Source organism: Serratia sp. CY47444, assembly GCF_052168635.1.
In the GTDB taxonomy this organism is placed as follows: domain Bacteria; phylum Pseudomonadota; class Gammaproteobacteria; order Enterobacterales; family Enterobacteriaceae; genus Serratia; species Serratia bockelmannii.
In genome coordinates this window covers 1-16,299 of the sequence record NZ_JBJNMH010000006.1, presented here as the reverse complement: position 1 = coordinate 16,299, position 16,299 = coordinate 1, and the positions used below count along the sequence as shown (strand labels likewise).

At 58.7% G+C, this 16,299-nt stretch carries 18 protein-coding genes; 16 read left to right on the top strand and 2 right to left on the bottom strand.

Annotated features, from left to right (window positions below; all coding sequences use genetic code 11):
- Positions 1 to 3 precede the first annotated feature (3 nt).
- Positions 4 to 1,917 carry an ABC transporter ATP-binding protein gene (locus tag ACJ8IL_RS10520; RefSeq protein ID WP_049206067.1) on the bottom strand — a complete coding sequence of 638 codons (1,914 nt, stop codon included), beginning with the start codon at positions 1,915 to 1,917 and terminating at the stop codon, positions 4 to 6.
- Positions 1,918 to 2,046: 129 nt separating this feature from the next.
- Between ACJ8IL_RS10520 and kefG the strand changes: the two genes are divergently transcribed.
- The 7 genes from kefG (at position 2,047) to ACJ8IL_RS10485 (ending at position 9,184) form a co-directional block, all read left to right on the top strand.
- Positions 2,047 to 2,598 (top strand): glutathione-regulated potassium-efflux system ancillary protein KefG, encoded by a 552-nt coding sequence (gene kefG, locus ACJ8IL_RS10515; protein WP_025159909.1) that lies wholly within the window; start codon positions 2,047 to 2,049, stop codon positions 2,596 to 2,598.
- A gap of 2 nt (positions 2,599 to 2,600) precedes the next feature.
- On the top strand, positions 2,601 to 4,409 hold the full coding sequence (gene kefB, locus ACJ8IL_RS10510) for a glutathione-regulated potassium-efflux system protein KefB (RefSeq protein ID WP_049294935.1): 1,809 nt from the start codon (positions 2,601 to 2,603) through the stop codon (positions 4,407 to 4,409).
- Between the two features lie 14 nt (positions 4,410 to 4,423).
- Complete coding sequence (locus ACJ8IL_RS10505; protein WP_015379274.1) at positions 4,424 to 4,627, top strand: YheV family putative zinc ribbon protein; 204 nt, start codon at positions 4,424 to 4,426, stop codon at positions 4,625 to 4,627.
- A 112-nt stretch (positions 4,628 to 4,739) separates the two neighbouring features.
- Positions 4,740 to 5,327, top strand: a complete 588-nt coding sequence (slyD, locus tag ACJ8IL_RS10500) for a peptidylprolyl isomerase (RefSeq protein ID WP_004930407.1) — start codon at positions 4,740 to 4,742, stop codon at positions 5,325 to 5,327.
- Between the two features lie 92 nt (positions 5,328 to 5,419).
- Positions 5,420 to 6,448, top strand: coding sequence for a LacI family DNA-binding transcriptional regulator (locus tag ACJ8IL_RS10495; protein WP_060435110.1), 1,029 nt, complete (start codon positions 5,420 to 5,422; stop codon positions 6,446 to 6,448).
- Between the two features lie 122 nt (positions 6,449 to 6,570).
- Complete coding sequence (gene nhaC, locus ACJ8IL_RS10490) at positions 6,571 to 8,010, top strand: Na+/H+ antiporter NhaC (protein ID WP_049206071.1); 1,440 nt, start codon at positions 6,571 to 6,573, stop codon at positions 8,008 to 8,010.
- 1 nt (position 8,011) lies between these two features.
- Entirely contained in the window at positions 8,012 to 9,184 is a 1,173-nt protein-coding gene (locus ACJ8IL_RS10485; protein WP_089196319.1) for a MalY/PatB family protein, read from the top strand.
- A 15-nt stretch (positions 9,185 to 9,199) separates the two neighbouring features.
- On the opposite strand, the gene ACJ8IL_RS10480 is transcribed toward ACJ8IL_RS10485, so the two are convergent.
- Positions 9,200 to 9,427, bottom strand: coding sequence for a SlyX family protein (locus tag ACJ8IL_RS10480; RefSeq protein WP_025304503.1), 228 nt, complete (start codon positions 9,425 to 9,427; stop codon positions 9,200 to 9,202).
- Between the two features lie 356 nt (positions 9,428 to 9,783).
- Here ACJ8IL_RS10480 and fkpA point away from each other — a divergent pair, with 356 nt between their 5' ends.
- The 9 genes from fkpA to ACJ8IL_RS10435 form a co-directional block, all read left to right on the top strand.
- Complete coding sequence (fkpA, locus tag ACJ8IL_RS10475; RefSeq protein ID WP_025304502.1) at positions 9,784 to 10,623, top strand: FKBP-type peptidyl-prolyl cis-trans isomerase; 840 nt, start codon at positions 9,784 to 9,786, stop codon at positions 10,621 to 10,623.
- A gap of 373 nt (positions 10,624 to 10,996) precedes the next feature.
- Positions 10,997 to 11,719, top strand: a complete 723-nt coding sequence (locus ACJ8IL_RS10470; RefSeq protein WP_004930418.1) for a helix-turn-helix transcriptional regulator — start codon at positions 10,997 to 10,999, stop codon at positions 11,717 to 11,719.
- On the top strand, positions 11,719 to 12,108 hold the full coding sequence (tusD, locus tag ACJ8IL_RS10465; RefSeq protein ID WP_033636259.1) for a sulfurtransferase complex subunit TusD: 390 nt from the start codon (positions 11,719 to 11,721) through the stop codon (positions 12,106 to 12,108). The genes ACJ8IL_RS10470 and tusD overlap by 1 nt, the downstream gene beginning before the upstream one ends.
- 7 nt (positions 12,109 to 12,115) lie before the next feature.
- Complete coding sequence (gene tusC / locus ACJ8IL_RS10460) at positions 12,116 to 12,475, top strand: sulfurtransferase complex subunit TusC (RefSeq protein WP_025304500.1); 360 nt, start codon at positions 12,116 to 12,118, stop codon at positions 12,473 to 12,475.
- Between the two features lie 9 nt (positions 12,476 to 12,484).
- Entirely contained in the window at positions 12,485 to 12,772 is a 288-nt protein-coding gene (gene tusB / locus ACJ8IL_RS10455) for a sulfurtransferase complex subunit TusB (RefSeq protein ID WP_025304499.1), read from the top strand.
- A gap of 143 nt (positions 12,773 to 12,915) precedes the next feature.
- Complete coding sequence (rpsL, locus tag ACJ8IL_RS10450; protein WP_004930426.1) at positions 12,916 to 13,290, top strand: 30S ribosomal protein S12; 375 nt, start codon at positions 12,916 to 12,918, stop codon at positions 13,288 to 13,290.
- A gap of 96 nt (positions 13,291 to 13,386) precedes the next feature.
- On the top strand, positions 13,387 to 13,857 hold the full coding sequence (gene rpsG / locus ACJ8IL_RS10445) for a 30S ribosomal protein S7 (protein ID WP_004956203.1): 471 nt from the start codon (positions 13,387 to 13,389) through the stop codon (positions 13,855 to 13,857).
- Between the two features lie 93 nt (positions 13,858 to 13,950).
- Entirely contained in the window at positions 13,951 to 16,065 is a 2,115-nt protein-coding gene (gene fusA / locus ACJ8IL_RS10440; RefSeq protein WP_025304497.1) for an elongation factor G, read from the top strand.
- 70 nt (positions 16,066 to 16,135) lie between these two features.
- Positions 16,136 to 16,299 (top strand): GTP-binding protein (locus tag ACJ8IL_RS10435; RefSeq protein WP_023158627.1); only part of this gene is annotated, 164 nt, incomplete at its 3' end.

Sequence of the window (16,299 nt, the reverse complement as noted above, 5' to 3'; positions counted from 1 at the left end):
CGTTTAGGCGTCGAACGCCTGCGTTAACTGCTCCAGCTGTTCCTGCGCATCCAGCCAGGTCATTTCCGTCTCTTCGAGCGCGGATTTGGCCTGGCTTTGCTTTTGCAGGCAGTCGGTCAGTTCGGCCTTGCGGCTGATGTCGTACAGTGCGGGATCCGCCAACTGCTCTTCCACCGCCGCCAGTTCGGCGCCCAGTTTTTCCATCTGCTGTTCCAGCTTGGCGATCTGCTTGCGCAGCGGTTGGGTCTGCGTACGGAACTCCGCCTCGCGGCGTTTTTGGTCCTTGCGCGCCTGCGCGCTGTTGCCGCCGCTCTCTTTTTCCGGTGCATCCTGCTGGTTTTCCTGGCGCTGCAGGTCGACAAGCCACTGCTGGTAGTCGTCGAGATCGCCCTCGAAAGGCTCGACCTGGCCGTCATGCACCAAGTACAGATCGTCGGTGGTGGAGCGCAGCAGGTGACGGTCGTGCGAGACCACCACCAACGCGCCTTCGAAATCGATCAGCGCCTCGGTCAGCGCCTGACGCATGTCGAGATCCAGGTGGTTGGTCGGTTCATCGAGCAGCAGCAGGTTCGGGCGTTGCCAGACGATCAGTGCCAGCACCAGCCGCGCCTTCTCGCCGCCGGAGAAACGTTCGGTCACTTCGCTGACCTTGTCGCCCTGGAACCCGAAACCGCCCAGGTAATCTCGCAGCTGCTGCTCCAGCACCCGTGGCGCGATGCGGCTCAGATGCTGCAACGGCGATTCGTCGGCGCGCAGGAATTCCAGCTGGTGCTGGGCGAAGTAACCCAGCTTGATGCCTTTCGCCAGGCCGATCTCGCCGCTCAGCGGTTCCAGGGTGCCGGCCAGCAGTTTGATCAACGTCGATTTACCGGCGCCGTTGCGGCCGAGCAGGCCAATGCGTGAACCGGGTACCAGGTTCAGCTTGATTGACTTCAAGATCACTTTATCGCCATATCCGGCGCTGACTTTTTCCATGCGCAGCAGCGGGTTCGGCAGGCTTTCCGGCGGGCGGAAGCTGAAGGTGAACGGGTTGTCGACGTGCGCCGGGGCGATCAGCTCCATGCGCTCCAGCATCTTGATGCGGCTCTGCGCCTGCTTGGCCTTGGAGGCCTTCGCCCGAAAACGGTCGATATAACTTTGCAGGTGCGCCACTTTTTCTTGCTGATGCTGATACAGCGACTGTTGCTGCGCCAATTTGGTGGCGCGCTGGCGTTCGAACGACGAGTAGTTGCCGGTGTATTCGTTCAGGGTCTGCTGTTCGATATGCAGGATCTTGTCGACAATCGGATCGAGGAAGTCGCGGTCATGCGAGATCAGCACCAGCGTGCCGGGGTAGCTTTTCAGCCAGCGCTCCAGCCAGATCACCGCATCGAGATCCAGGTGGTTGGTCGGTTCGTCGAGCAGCAGCAGGTCGGAACGGCACACCAGCGCCTGCGCCAGGTTGAGACGCATGCGCCAGCCGCCGGAAAAGTCGCGCACCGGGCTTTGCAGCTGTTCGTTGGAGAAGCCGAGGCCGTGCAGCAGGCTGGCGGCGCGGGAACGGATGGTCCAGGCGTCGATGGCGTCCAGCTTACCGTGCAGGGTGGCGATGGCGTGGCCGTCGTTGCGGTCGTTGGCGGCCTGCAGTTCGGCTTCGAGCTGGCGAAACTCGCGGTCGCCGTCGATAACATACTCGATCGCCGGCACGTCCAGCGCCGGCGTCTCCTGGTTGACCCAGGCCAGCGCCCAGTTGCCGGGGAAGGTAAAGCTGCCGCCATCCGCCGCGATCTCGCCCTTCAGCAGCGACAGCAGCGTGGATTTGCCGCAGCCATTTTTGCCCACCAGGCCGACCTTCTGACCTGGATTAACCGTCGCCGTGGCGTTGTCCAGCAGGACGCGGATGCCGCGTCGGATTTGTAGCGAGGAGAATACAATCATAAAGCGCCGTATGTTCAGAGTATGTTAAATTATCATTAAGGTAACAGAACGCGCACCGCGCGCTGTTTTTGTCTTTGCGATGCATGGTAGCGGAAAACCGCTACTCTGACGACGCTTTGGAGGGGAATGATGTCGCAGCCGCCCAAGGTCTTGCTGCTGTATGCCCATCCGGAATCCCATGACTCGGTGGCGAACCGGGTTTTGCTTCGACCGGCGCAGCAGTTAGAACATGTCACCGTGCACGATCTCTACGCGCACTACCCTGATTTTTTTATCGATATTCATCACGAACAACAGCTGCTGCGTGAGCATCAGGTCATCGTGTTTCAGCACCCTCTGTATACCTACAGCTGTCCGGCGCTGCTGAAGGAGTGGCTGGATCGCGTGCTGTCGCGCGGCTTCGCCAGCGGGGTGGGCGGCAATGCGCTGGCGGGCAAATACTGGCGCTCGGTGATCACCACCGGTGAGCCGGAAGGCGCCTACCGCACCGGCGGTTATAACCACTATCCGATGGAAGATATCCTGCGGCCGTTCGAGCTGACCGCCGGGATGTGCCATATGCACTGGCTGACGCCGTTCGTGGTCTATTGGGCGCGGCGGCAGAAGCCGGAGGTGTTGCGCAGCCATGCAGACGCCTACGGCGAGTGGCTGAGCCACCCGCTGCCGCACGGAGGGCGGTGACCATGGAAGGATCGACCTTACTGACCGCCATTTTGCTGTTCCTGTTTGCCGCGGTGGTGACGGTGCCGATCGCCCGTCGCCTGGGGATCGGCGCGGTGCTGGGCTATCTGATCGCCGGCATTGCCATCGGCCCTTGGGGATTGGGCTTCATCCGCGACGTTGACGAGATCCTGCACTTCTCCGAGCTGGGCGTGGTGTTCCTGATGTTCATCATCGGTCTGGAGCTGAACCCCAGCAAGCTGTGGGAACTGAGGCGCTCGATTTTCGGCGCCGGCGCCGGCCAGGTGTTGCTCACCGCGGCGGTGCTGGGCGCGTTGCTGTACCTGACGCACTTCGCCTGGCAGGCGGCGGTGATCGGCGGTATCGGCCTGGCGATGTCTTCCACCGCCATGGCGCTGCAGCTGATGCGCGAAAAGGGCATGAACCGCAACGAAGGGGGGCAGCTCGGTTTCTCGGTGCTGCTGTTCCAGGATATGGCGGTGATCCCGGCGTTGGCGTTGATCCCCATTCTGGCCGGCGCCGGCGGCACCAGCGACGACTGGGCGAAGATCGCGCTCAAGGTCGCGGCGTTCGGCGGCATGCTGATCGGCGGACGCTTTCTGCTGCGGCCGCTGTTCCGCTATATCGCCGCCTCCGGCGTGCGCGAGATTTTCACCGCCGCGGCGCTGTTGTTGGTGCTCGGCTCGGCGCTGTTTATGGAGGCGCTCGGCCTGTCGATGGCGCTCGGCACCTTCATCGCCGGGGTGCTGTTGGCGGAGAGCGAATATCGCCACGAACTGGAGATCTCCATCGAGCCGTTTAAAGGGCTGCTGCTGGGGCTGTTCTTTATCTCGGTGGGCATGGTGTTGAATATCGGCGTGCTCTACACCCACCTGGCCGAGGTGTTGATCGGCGTACTGGCGCTGGTGGCGGTCAAATCCGGCGTGCTCTATGGCGTGTCGCGTCTGTTCGGCCTGCGTAGCTCGGTGCGGCTGCAGTTTGCCGGGGTGCTCAGCCAGGGCGGTGAGTTTGCCTTCGTGCTGTTTTCGGCGGCGGGGGCGCAAAAGGTGCTGCAGCCGGATCAACTCTCTTTGCTGCTGGTGGTGGTGACGCTGTCGATGATGACCACGCCGCTGCTGATGCAGGCCATCGACCGCATTTTGGCGCGCCGCTATAACGCTAAAGGCGAAGACGAGGAAACGCCGTACGTAGAGGATGACGATCCGCAGGTGATCATCGTCGGCTTCGGGCGTTTCGGCCAGGTGATCGGCCGCCTGTTGATGGCCAACAAAATGCGCATTACCGTACTGGAGCGCGACGTCAGCGCCGTCGGCGTGCTGCGGCGTTACGGTTACCAGGTTTATTACGGCGACGCCACCGAGCTGGAGCTGCTGCGCGCGGCGGGCGCCGAGAAGGCCAAGTCGATCGTGATCACCTGCAATGAGCCGGAAGACACCATGGAGATCGTGCGGCTGTGCCAACAGCACTTCCCGAACCTGAGCATTCTGGCGCGTGCGCGCGGCCGCGTGGAGGCACATGAGCTGCTGCAGGCGGGCGTGAAACAGTTCAGCCGCGAGACCTTCTCCAGCGCGCTGGAACTGGGGCGCAAGGCGCTGATGGAGCTGGGCATGCACCCGCATCAGGCTTTCCGCGCCCAGCAGCATTTCCGCCGCCTGGATATGCGCATGCTGCGTGAGCTGATGCCGCCGCATCAGGGCGACGTGGCGCAAATTTCCCGCGTGAAAGAGGCGCGGCGCGAGCTGGAAGAGCTGTTCCATCGCGAAATGCAAAAAGAAAGTCGCCAGTTCGACGGCTGGGACGAATACGAATAAGCGGGAGCATAACGATGTCTGCAACACGTAAGAGATTTATCGCCGGGGCGGTGTGCCCGAGCTGTAGCGCTATGGATACGTTGGCGGTATGGCGGGAGGATCAGGTGGAAGTGGTGGAGTGCGTCAAGTGCGGACACCATCAGCGCCAGACCGAACAACAGGTGGAAAAACACGTTCGCCCGCAAGAGCAGGTGATCGGCATTTTCCAGCCGAAGTAGCGTTTTTTTATCCCGGAGGGTACAGCGAGGCAGATTTCCGTTACAATCTGTCCGGAAAAGGCGCGCATCCCGATAACGGTGCGCGTCCTAGTAGCCAACGGTAGGAGATATCATGAAAGTAGCAAAAGACTTGGTGGTCAGCCTGGCTTACCAAGTACGTACAGAAGACGGTGTTTTGGTTGATGAGTCTCCGGTGAGCGCACCGCTGGACTATCTGCACGGGCATGGTTCTCTGATCGCAGGTCTGGAAAAAGCACTCGAAGGCCACGACGTTGGCGATCGTTTTGACGTTCACGTCGGCGCGAACGACGCGTACGGCAACTACGACGAAAACCTGGTGCAGCGCGTACCGAAAGACGTCTTCATGGGCGTTGACGAACTGCAGGTCGGCATGCGTTTTCTGGCTGACACCGATCAGGGCCCGGTACCGGTTGAAATCACCGAAGTTGACGGTGACCACGTCGTGGTTGACGGCAACCACATGCTGGCCGGCCAAAACCTGAACTTCAACGTGGAAGTTGTCGCGATCCGCGAAGCGACCGCAGAAGAGCTGGCGCACGGTCACGTACACGGCGAGCACGACCATCACCACGAGCACGGTGAAGGTTGCTGCGGCGGTCACGGCCACAGCCACGATCACGACCATGGTCACGACCACGGTAAAGGCGGTTGCGGTAACGGTGGTTGCGGCTGCCACTAAGCAGAACGCAATCCCGAGACAAGAGGGCGGCCATTGGCTGCCCTTTTTTATGCGCGGCGCACCAGGCGCCGAACGGCAAAACAGGACATGCCATGGCCACCATGAAAGACGTTGCGCGCCGCGCCGGCGTTTCCACGGCCACCGTCAGCCGGGTGATCAATAATACCGCCTACGTTGAACCGGTGACCCGCGAACGCGTCGAGAAAGCGATGCGCGAGTTCAATTACCACCGCAACGCCGCCGCGCTGGCACTGGCGAAAAGAAGCGGCAATATGCTGGGGTTGCTGACCGGCAACCTCGACGATCCGTTTTTCTCGCGCCTGGCGCGGGGCGTGGAAGACATCACGCGGCAGGCTGGCGTGCGTTTGATGTTGTGCAGCGGCGGGCATCAGGCCGAACTGGAAAAAAGCGGCCTCGACTTTCTCATCAATCAGGGATGCGAAGCCATTGTGGCGCACGTCACGCGCATGGGAGAAGAGGAGCTGCTGCGCTACGCCGCCCACACGCCCGCGCTGGTGCTGGTCAATCGCTACCTGCCGGCCATCGCCAATCGTTGTATTTGGCTCGACAATGCCAAGGCGGCACAGGCGGCGACCGAGCTACTCATTCGCCAGGGGCATCGGAGAATCGCCTGCGTGACGGCGGATTTGCCGATCGACGACCGCGCACAGCGGTTAGCGGGTTACCGCAAGGCCATGGCCGCCGCTGGTATTGAGGTGCCCGGAACCTGGATCATCAGCGTGCCCTTCAACGAGAAAGGGGGCGAGTTGGCGGCCGAGCGCGTGCTGGCCAGCGACCCACGCTTCACCGCCGCAGTGACGTTCAACGACGTGATGGCCGCCGGCATGATGCGCACCTGCCATCAACGGCACATTCAGTTGCCCGATGCGCTGTCGATCGTTGGCTTTGACGACATTGCCCTGGCGAAATATCTCCACCCTTCGCTGACCACTGTGCATTACCCCATCGAGAAAATGGCCCGACGCGCCGCGCGCCTCGCGCTGCAGATCCACAGCGGCAGCGACGTCGCGCCGCAGAACAACCGCTTTTCGGCCGAGCTTATCCTGCGAGACTCTGTCACCGACGGCGAGCCGCATGAGCAAAGCAAGCGCGGCGAATGAGAGGCAAGTCACACAACGTGAGCGCATGAAACCGATTACATGGCCGGTTGCCTGCGCTCACATCCTCCGATTATCGAAGCCATTACGCTGTTGCAGTACCCCATCTTCAACAGGAGCCGTATATGGATAATAAGAAAACGCTCAACCTTGGGTTGGCGACGCTGCCGATTGTGGCCATGCTGTTGCTGCTCATCATCGGCTATGGCCAGTTTGGCCTGCGCATTGAACCGCTTCTGCTGGTTTCCGCCGCCATCACCGCCGCGCTGGCCTGGTGGCAAGGTTACCGCTGGGACGACATCATCGAGGCCATCGTGGCCAAGCTGGCGAAGGCCATGCCGGTGATCATGATCCTGATCTGCGTAGGTGGCCTGATCGGCACCTGGATGATCAGCGGTACAATCCCTTACATGGTGTATTGGGGGCTGAAGCTGATCAGTCCGCAATATATTCTGATTGCCGCGTTCTTCATCACCAGCGTGATCTCGGTGTGCACCGGCACCTCGTGGGGGGCAGCCGGCACCGTGGGCGTGGCGCTGATGGGCGTGGCCGCCGGTTTAGACGTGCCGCTGGCCGCCGCGGCTGGGGCGGTGGTGTCCGGCGCCTACTTCGGCGACAAAATTTCGCCGTTGTCCGATTCGACGAACTTCGCGGCTATCGTTGCGGATACCGATCTCTACAGCCATATCCAGCATCTGATGTACACGACGTTGCCGAGCTTCATCCTGGCCGCCGTGGTGTACCTGATCGCCGGCCACACCGGCGCGGTGGGCAGCGTGGCAACGCCGGAAAAAGTGACCGAAATCGTCAGCGCGCTTGAGGGGCTGTACCATTTCAACCTGCTGTTGATCCTGCCACCGGTGCTGGTGCTGTGGGGCGCAGTGACCAAACGGCCGGTGATCCCTGTCATGCTGGCCGCCTGCGCGCTGGCGATCGCCATCGGCGTCGCGCTGCAGGGTTTTAGCCTGCAACAGGGGCTGAATGCGTTGATGGACGGCTTCAATCTGTCGATGTTCGCCAGCCAGGGCCATAACGTCGAAGGGATCGTCGCCGATGTGCCGCGCCTGCTGAACCGCGGCGGCATGTTCTCGATGATGAGTACGATCCTGCTGGTGTTCTGCGCCTTTTCCTTCGCCGGCGCCCTGACGCTGACCGGCGCCCTGACGGTGATCATCAGCCGGCTGCTGCACGTGGTGCACACCACCGGCCAACTGATCGCCGCCACCGTTGCCACCACGATCCTGGTGACCGGCGCGACCAGCGACGGCAAGCTGGCGCTGCTGATCCCAGCGGAGCTGTTCAAAGGGGCCTATCGGCGCATGGGGCTGGACAACAAAAACCTGTCGCGCACCGTCGAGGATGCGGGCACCGTTATCGAGCCGCTGATCCCGTGGACGGCCGCCGGTATTTACATGGCGACCACGCTGGGGGTCAGCACGCTCGATCTGCTGCCGTGGGCGATCCAATGTTATGCCGCGGTGGTGTTCGCCCTGATTTATGGGTTCACCGGCTTCGGTATCGCCAAACTTCAACCTCAGAACGATTTGCAGCGTAAGGAAGCCTGACATGACGAGTCATTTCAACGCCATCATCGATCGCCACAACACCAGCTCCGTGAAGTGGGACTTCATCGACCGCTATCTGCAACTGGATGGCAGCGAACTGTTGCCGATGTGGGTGTCCGATTTCGATTTTCCATGTCCGCCAGAGGTGCAACAGGCGCTGCATCAGCGGGTGGACCACGGGGTCTTTGGCTACAGCGAACGTGACGACGCCTACTATCAGGCGGCGATCGACTGGTTCGCCAAACGGCACGACTTGCCGCTGCGGCGTGAGTGGTTTACCTCGATTGAGGGGGTGGTGCCCGGATTGGCGATGCTGATCCAACTGCTCAGCAAGCCGGGGGACGGTGTGGTGGTGCAGGGGCCGTATTATGGCTCGTTCGCCAAGATAGTCACAATGAATGGCAGAGAGGTGCTTGAGAATCCTCTGTTGGAAACTCCGCAGGGATATCGGATCGATTTCGACCAGTTGGCTGCCTGTCTGGCACAGCGTAAACCGCCGCTGTTGTTGCTGTGCAATCCGCACAATCCGACAGGCCGTTGCTGGCGCCGCGATGAACTGGAGCGGCTCATGGCGCTTTGCCATACCCACGACGTTACGGTGATCTCCGATGAGATCTGGGCCGATCTGCTGCTGCCCGGCGAGACGTTTACGTCGGTGTTGCATCTGGACAAGAAATATCGCGAGCGAGCGATTGCGGCGACGTCCGCCAGCAAAACGTTCGGCCTTTCCTCGCTGCGCATTTCGAATTTCCTGATCCCCAACGCTCGGCTTCGGCAGGCGTTTGTCGATCGGCTGAATGCCCACGGGCTGGATGTGTTCAACGCGCTATCGATGACGGCGGCGACCGCGGCCTATCAACGGGGTGCTGTCTGGCTTGATGAGCTGCTCAGCTACCTGGCGGAGAATCGGCGTTGGTTTGAACGGGCGCTGGCGGCCGCCGCGCCCTGGTGCACGATGACCCAGGCAGAAGGGACCTATCTCGCCTGGCTGGATTGCCGTGCACTGGGTTTGAGCGATGCTGACTTACAGCAGGCGCTGGTGGCGGTGGCAAAGCTGGCTCCGTCGATGGGCAGCGGTTTCGGCCCGCAGGGGAGCGGTTTTATCCGCATCAACCTGGGGTGCCCGCGCCGGTATCTCGAGCGTGCCGTCGATGGGTTGGCACGCCTGAAATAACCGCGCAACGGACCCTCAATAGTGCGGCGGAGGGGTTTCTTCCGATTGCGAGGCGATCATTGAGGTTTGGGTCGAGCGCAGCTTGTCGGTCAACATGCGCAGGTGTTCGCGCATCTTCAGCATTTCCATTTGATGCTGGGTAACGGTCTGGTTGAGCTCTTCGATGGTGAGCTCTTGGAAAGCCTGACGGCTCTCCAGTTCTTCAAGCCGCTGTAGCAGGCGTTGAATGTCGGCGTTGTGCATGAGGCTACCTCTGACGCGATAAAATCCTGATTCGGCGCTATGGTAACAGCTGGCGCCGGGTTTGCTCGCGCTATTTCTTCAGACGGCGCGCAACGTTGCGATCGGCAGTGTAAAGTGCTGAAAAGTTGCGCGCCCGATACGCCGTTTTTTGCTAACCTCGCCGAATATTCTGCAAGAAAAATCTGATTTATCATACGAGTAGCACGCAGGGGGAAACTTCTCGGCAAAGTGGGAGTCACACTTTGACTCGATTGGTTACCTGTGCGACTGTTTTGTTTTGTTTCAGGCAGCTATAGTAGCCCGGTTATCTTACCTAATGATTGTTTGGGGCATTGCTTCAGACACTGGAGAAATGGATGAAATCTTTGTTTAAAGTCACGCTTCTGGCAACCACCATGGCTTTTGCTCTGAATGCGACCCAGGTCATGGCAGCCGATGCCGCCAAACCGGCAGAAGCCGCTAAACCAGCGGACGCGGCAGCAGCGCCAAGCACCGGCAAGTTCAAAAACGACGACGAGCAAGCGGCTTACGCACTGGGCGCCTCTCTCGGCCGTTACATGGACAACTCTCTGAAAGAGCAAGAGAAGCTGGGCATCAAGCTGGACAAAGATCAGCTGATCGCCGGCGTTCAGGACGCGTTCGCCAACAAGAGCAAGCTGAACGATGCCGACATCGAGAAGACCCTGCAGGGCTTCGAAGCGCGCGTGAAGGCTTCCGCTCAGGCGAAGATGGAGCAGGACGCCAAGGACAACGAAACCAAAGGCGCCAAGTATCGCGACAGCTTCGCTAAAGAAAAAGGCGTGAAGAAAACCGAATCCGGCCTGCTGTATCAGGTAGAGAAACCGGGCGCGGGTGAAGCGCCGAAAGACAGCGACACCGTGGTGGTGAACTACAAAGGCACCCTGACCGACGGCACCGAGTTTGATAACTCCTATACCCGCGGCGAGCCGCTGTCGTTCCGTCTGGACGGCGTGATCCCTGGCTGGACCGAAGGTCTGAAGCACATCAAGAAAGGCGGCAAAATCAAGCTGGTGATCCCGCCGGCCTTGGCCTACGGCAAAACCGGCGTTCCGGGCATCCCGGCTAACTCCACGCTGGTCTTCGACGTTGAGCTGCTGGACGTGAAAGCGGCGCCGAAAGCCGACGCTAAAGCCGAAAAACCGGCTGACGCGAAAGCCGATACCAAAGCGAAATAATCTCGTCGCTTTGTTTGCCACCGCCGCGGATGCCCTCCGCGGCGGTTTTCATTTTGGCCGCCGCCACCTCTCTCGCCATTGAACGCTTGACGCCTGCCGGGCATCGGGCTTAACGTCAATACCACGCGCAAACGCAAGGACTTTGCTCCGGCCGCTTTGCTAGACTAATAATTCTGACTTATCAGTCATGCGTCTGCCCCTTAGGGCGTGTACCTAAAATTGTTCCCGGCCGCCTCGCCCGCGGATGTCATCGTGCCGTTTTATGCGGCTCTCAGCCAGCCGCGCGGCGGCATGCCGACGACGGCAGCGATCCGGTCCGAGCGGTTTTAGCTGCGCCCCCTGGCACAGGCGATCTATGAGGGTGGTATCTTCGATGTCGAATTCGCTTTTATCCAGCGAAGCCAGCGAACTTGATTTGCTGAATGAACGTCCGTTTACTCAAACGGATCATGAAATCCTGAAATCCTATGAAGCGGTGGTCGACGGGCTGGCGATGTTGATCGGCGGCCACTGTGAGATCGTATTGCACGCGCTGGAAGACCTGAACAGCTCGGCGGTGCGCATCGCCAACGGGGAACACACCGGGCGCAAAATCGGCTCGCCGATCACCGACCTGGCGCTGCGCATGTTGCACGACATGGCCGGCGACGACAGCAGCGTGTCGAAAGCCTACTTTACCCGCGCCAAGAGCGGCGTGTTGATGAAATCGGTGACCATTGCCATTCGCAATCGCGAGCAGCGGGTGATCGGCTTGCTGTGCATCAACATGAACCTCGACGTGCCGTTCTCGCAGATCATGCAGACTTTTATGCCGCCGGCCACGCAGGACGTGCCGTCGTCGGTGAATTTCGCCTCTTCCGTCGACGATCTGGTGGCGCAGACGCTGGAGTTCACCATCGAAGAGGTGAACGCCGACCGCTCGGTGTCCAATAACGCCAAGAATCGCCAGGTGGTGCTCAACCTCTATGAGAAAGGCATCTTCGATATCAAGGATGCGATCAATCAGGTGGCGGATCGCCTGAATATCTCCAAACACACCGTGTATCTGTACATCCGCCAGTTCAAGAGTGGCGATCTGTTGGGAAGCGACCGTTGATGCTCGATTATTGTCTGTTGGTCACCGGCCCGGCTTACGGCACGCAGCAGGCCAGCAGCGCCTATCAGTTCGCTCAGGCTTTGCTGGCGAAAGGGCACCGGCTTTCCAGCGTTTTTTTCTACCGTGAAGGGGTGTTGAACGCCAACCAGCTGACCGCGCCGGCCAGCGACGAATTCGACCTGGTGCGCGGCTGGACGCAGCTGGCGCAGCAACACGGCGTGGCGCTCAACGTCTGCGTTGCTGCCGCGCTGCGCCGTGGCGTCACCGACGAGCAGGAGGCGGCGCAACAGGGGCTGGCAAGCGCCAACCTGCAGCCCGGCTTTACCCTGAGCGGGCTGGGTTCCCTGGCCGAAGCGTCGCTGAGTTGCGACCGTCTGGTGCAGTTCTGAGGATATGATGAAACGAGTCGCTTTTGTTTTCACCCACGGGCCGCACGGCGGTGCCGGCGGCAGGGAAGGGCTGGATGCGCTGCTTGCCACATCGGCGCTCAGTGAGGATTTGGGGGTGTTTTTTGTCGGCGATGGCGTATTGCAGCTGTTGCCGGGCCAGCAACCGGAAAAAATCTTGGCGCGCAATTACATCGCCACCTTCGGCGTGCTGCCGTTGTATGACGTGGAGCGCTGCTATCTATGCCAGGCTTCGCTGCAGGAGCGTGGGCTGAGTCAGGTGACCGATTGGGTGCTGGATGCCGAGGTGCTGGCGCCGGATGAATTGCGCCGCCAATTGGCCGGTTACGACGCCGTGATGACGTTTTAGGATCTTCTGATGCTGTATACCCTGAGCCATTCGCCAAACCAATGTGACTTACCTGCGCTGCTGCGCCTGGCGGCGGAGGGCGACGCGCTGTTGCTGCTACAGGACGGCGTGCTTGCAGGCCTTGCCGGCAGCGCTCATCTTGAATTGCTGCTCGCCGCCCCCATATCCCTTTATGCGCTGCAGGATGACCTGGAAGCCCGGGGATTGGTTGGTCATTTTTCGCACAAAATCACTGTCATCGGCTATAATCACTTCGTTGAATTAACCGAACAACACCGCAGCCAAATGGCCTGGTAATGAGAGTGATGTTGTATATTTCTTGACACCCATACTGGTCAGCCCTAAAATTCTGCGTCCTCGTACTCTGCCAATAGTGCATACGAGGGGATTTATCACATGTTTACGAAGCTAGTACGAAGCAAAAACCAGGAGCTTTTTTAATGGCAACAATTAACCAGCTGGTTCGCAAACCACGCTCTGTGAAGGCTGCTAAAAGCAACGTTCCAGCGCTGGAAGCCTGCCCGCAGAAACGTGGCGTATGCACCCGCGTATATACCACTACCCCGAAAAAACCAAACTCCGCACTGCGTAAAGTTTGCCGTGTGCGTTTGACTAACGGTTTCGAAGTGACTTCCTACATCGGTGGCGAAGGCCACAACCTGCAGGAACACTCCGTAATCCTGATCCGTGGCGGTCGTGTAAAAGACCTGCCAGGTGTGCGTTACCACACCGTCCGTGGTGCACTTGACTGCTCCGGTGTTAAAGACCGTAAGCAAGCTCGTTCCAAGTACGGCGTGAAGAAGCCAAAGGCTTAATGGTTCTCCGTTAAGTAAGGCCAAACGTTTTAACTTTAATGTCAAAATAAACTCGTAGAGTTTTGGACAATCCTGAATTAACAACGGAGTATTTCCATGCCACGTCGTCGCGTAATCGGCCAACGTAAAATCCTGCCAGATCCTAAGTTCGGATCTGAGCTGCTGGCCAAATTTGTAAATATCCTGATGGTAGACGGTAAAAAATCTACTGCAGAAGCAATCGTCTATACCGCGCTGGAGACCCTGGCTCAGCGTTCTGGTAAAGATCACCTGGAAGCTTTCGAAGTCGCTCTCGACAACGTTCGCCCGACTGTAGAAGTTAAGTCGCGTCGCGTTGGCGGTTCTACTTATCAGGTACCAGTTGAAGTCCGCCCGGTTCGTCGTAATGCTCTGGCAATGCGTTGGATCGTTGATGCTGCACGTAAACGCGGTGATAAATCCATGGCTCTGCGCCTGGCGAACGAGCTGTCTGACGCAGCAGAGAACAAAGGTTCTGCTGTTAAGAAGCGTGAAGACGTTCACCGTATGGCCGAAGCCAACAAGGCGTTCGCCCACTACCGCTGGTAATCACCTGGCTGTAGTCATGCTAACCAAGCGGGCGCGTCAAATCGGCCCGCTTGGGTTAACTGAACTTGAACGCCCTAGGAATAGAGGAATCAAATGGCTCGTACAACACCCATTGCACGCTACCGTAACATCGGTATCAGTGCTCACATCGACGCCGGTAAAACCACCACTACCGAACGTATTCTGTTCTACACCGGTGTAAACCACAAAATCGGTGAAGTTCATGACGGCGCTGCCACCATGGACTGGATGGAACAGGAGCAGGAGCGTGGTATTACCATCACTTCTGCAGCGACTACTGCTTTCTGGTCTGGTATGGCCAAGCAGTTCGAACCGCATCGCGTAAACATCATCGACACCCCAGGGCACGTTGACTTCACCATCGAAGTAGAACGTTCCATGCGTGTGCTGGATGGCGCGGTAATGGTTTACTGTGCTGTTGGTGGTGTTCAGCCACAGTCTGAAACCGTATGGCGTCAGGCTAACAAATACAAAGTGCCACGTATCGCGTTCGTTAACAAAATGGACCGTATGGGCGCTAACTTCCTGAAAGTTGTTGGCCAGATCAAATCTCGTCTGGGCGCTAACCCTGTTCCTCTGCAGCTGGCTATCGGCGCAGAAGACAAATTCACCGGCGTTATCGACCTGGTGAAAATGAAGGCGATCAACTGGAACGAAGAAGACGCAGGCGTAACCTTCGAATACGAAGACGTCCCGGCTGACATGATGGATCTGGCTGAAGAATGGCGCCAGAACCTGATCGAGTCCGCTGCGGAAGCTTCCGAAGAGCTGATGGAAAAATACCTGGGCGGCGAAGAGCTGACCGAGGAAGAAATCAAAGCAGCTCTGCGTCAGCGCGTACTGAACAACGAAATCATCCTGGTTACCTGTGGTTCTGCGTTTAAGAACAAGGGCGTGCAGGCGATGCTGGATGCGGTAATCGAATACCTGCCGGCACCAACTGACGTTCCTGCGATCAACGGTATCCTGGACGACGGTAAAGACACTCCGGCTGAGCGTCACGCAAGTGATGACGAGCCGTTCTCTGCGCTGGCGTTCAAAATCGCTACCGACCCGTTCGTAGGTAACTTGACCTTCTTCCGCGTGTACTCCGGCGTTGTTAACTCCGGCGACACCGTGCTGAACTCCGTTAAGTCTGCGCGCGAGCGTTTTGGCCGTATCGTTCAGATGCACGCCAACAAGCGTGAAGAGATCAAAGAAGTTCGCGCAGGCGACATCGCCGCTGCGATCGGTCTGAAAGACGTGACCACCGGGGACACCCTGTGTGATCCAGACTCTCCAATCATCCTGGAGCGTATGGAATTCCCTGAGCCGGTAATCTCTATCGCCGTTGAACCGAAAACCAAAGCTGACCAAGAAAAAATGGGTCTGGCTCTGGGCCGTCTGGCTAAAGAAGACCCGTCGTTCCGCGTATGGACTGACGAAGAGTCTAACCAGACCATCATCGCCGGTATGGGTGAACTGCACCTTGACATCATCGTTGACCGCATGAAGCGTGAATTCAACGTTGAAGCTAACGTGGGCAAACCTCAGGTAGCTTACCGCGAAGCGATTCGCGCGAAGATTACCGACGTTGAAGGTAAGCACGCCAAGCAGTCTGGTGGTCGCGGTCAGTACGGTCACGTTGTGATCGACATGTACCCACTGGAGCCGGGCTCTAACCCGAAAGGTTACGAGTTCGTCAACGACATCAAAGGTGGTGTAATTCCTGGCGAATACATCCCTGCCGTTGATAAAGGCATCCAGGAGCAGCTGAAGTCTGGTCCGTTGGCTGGTTACCCGGTAGTAGACATGGGTATTCGTCTGCACTTCGGTTCTTACCACGACGTTGACTCCTCTGAACTGGCGTTTAAACTGGCCGCGTCTATCGCCTTTAAAGAAGGCTTTAAGAAAGCGAAACCAGTTCTGCTTGAGCCTATCATGAAGGTTGAAGTTGAGACTCCAGAAGAGAACACCGGTGACGTTATCGGTGACTTGAGCCGTCGTCGCGGCATGCTGCGCGGTCAGGAATCTGAAGTGACTGGCGTTAAGATCCACGCTGAAGTACCGTTGTCCGAAATGTTCGGCTACGCAACTCAGCTGCGTTCTCTGACTAAAGGTCGCGCATCATACACCATGGAATTCCTGAAGTATGATGATGCACCGAACAACGTCGCTCAGGCCGTAATCGAAGCCCGTGGCAAATAAGCCGCAGGGTTAAAACCAAAGTCCCGTGCTCTCTCCAGAAGGGGAGAGCGCTATAGTAAGGAATATAGCCGTGTCTAAAGAAAAATTTGAACGTACAAAACCGCACGTTAACGTTGGTACTATCGGCCACGTTGACCACGGTAAAACTACCCTGACTGCAGCGATCACCACCGTTCTGGCTAAAACCTACGGCGGTTCTGCACGTGCTTTCGACCAGATCGATAACGCGCCAGA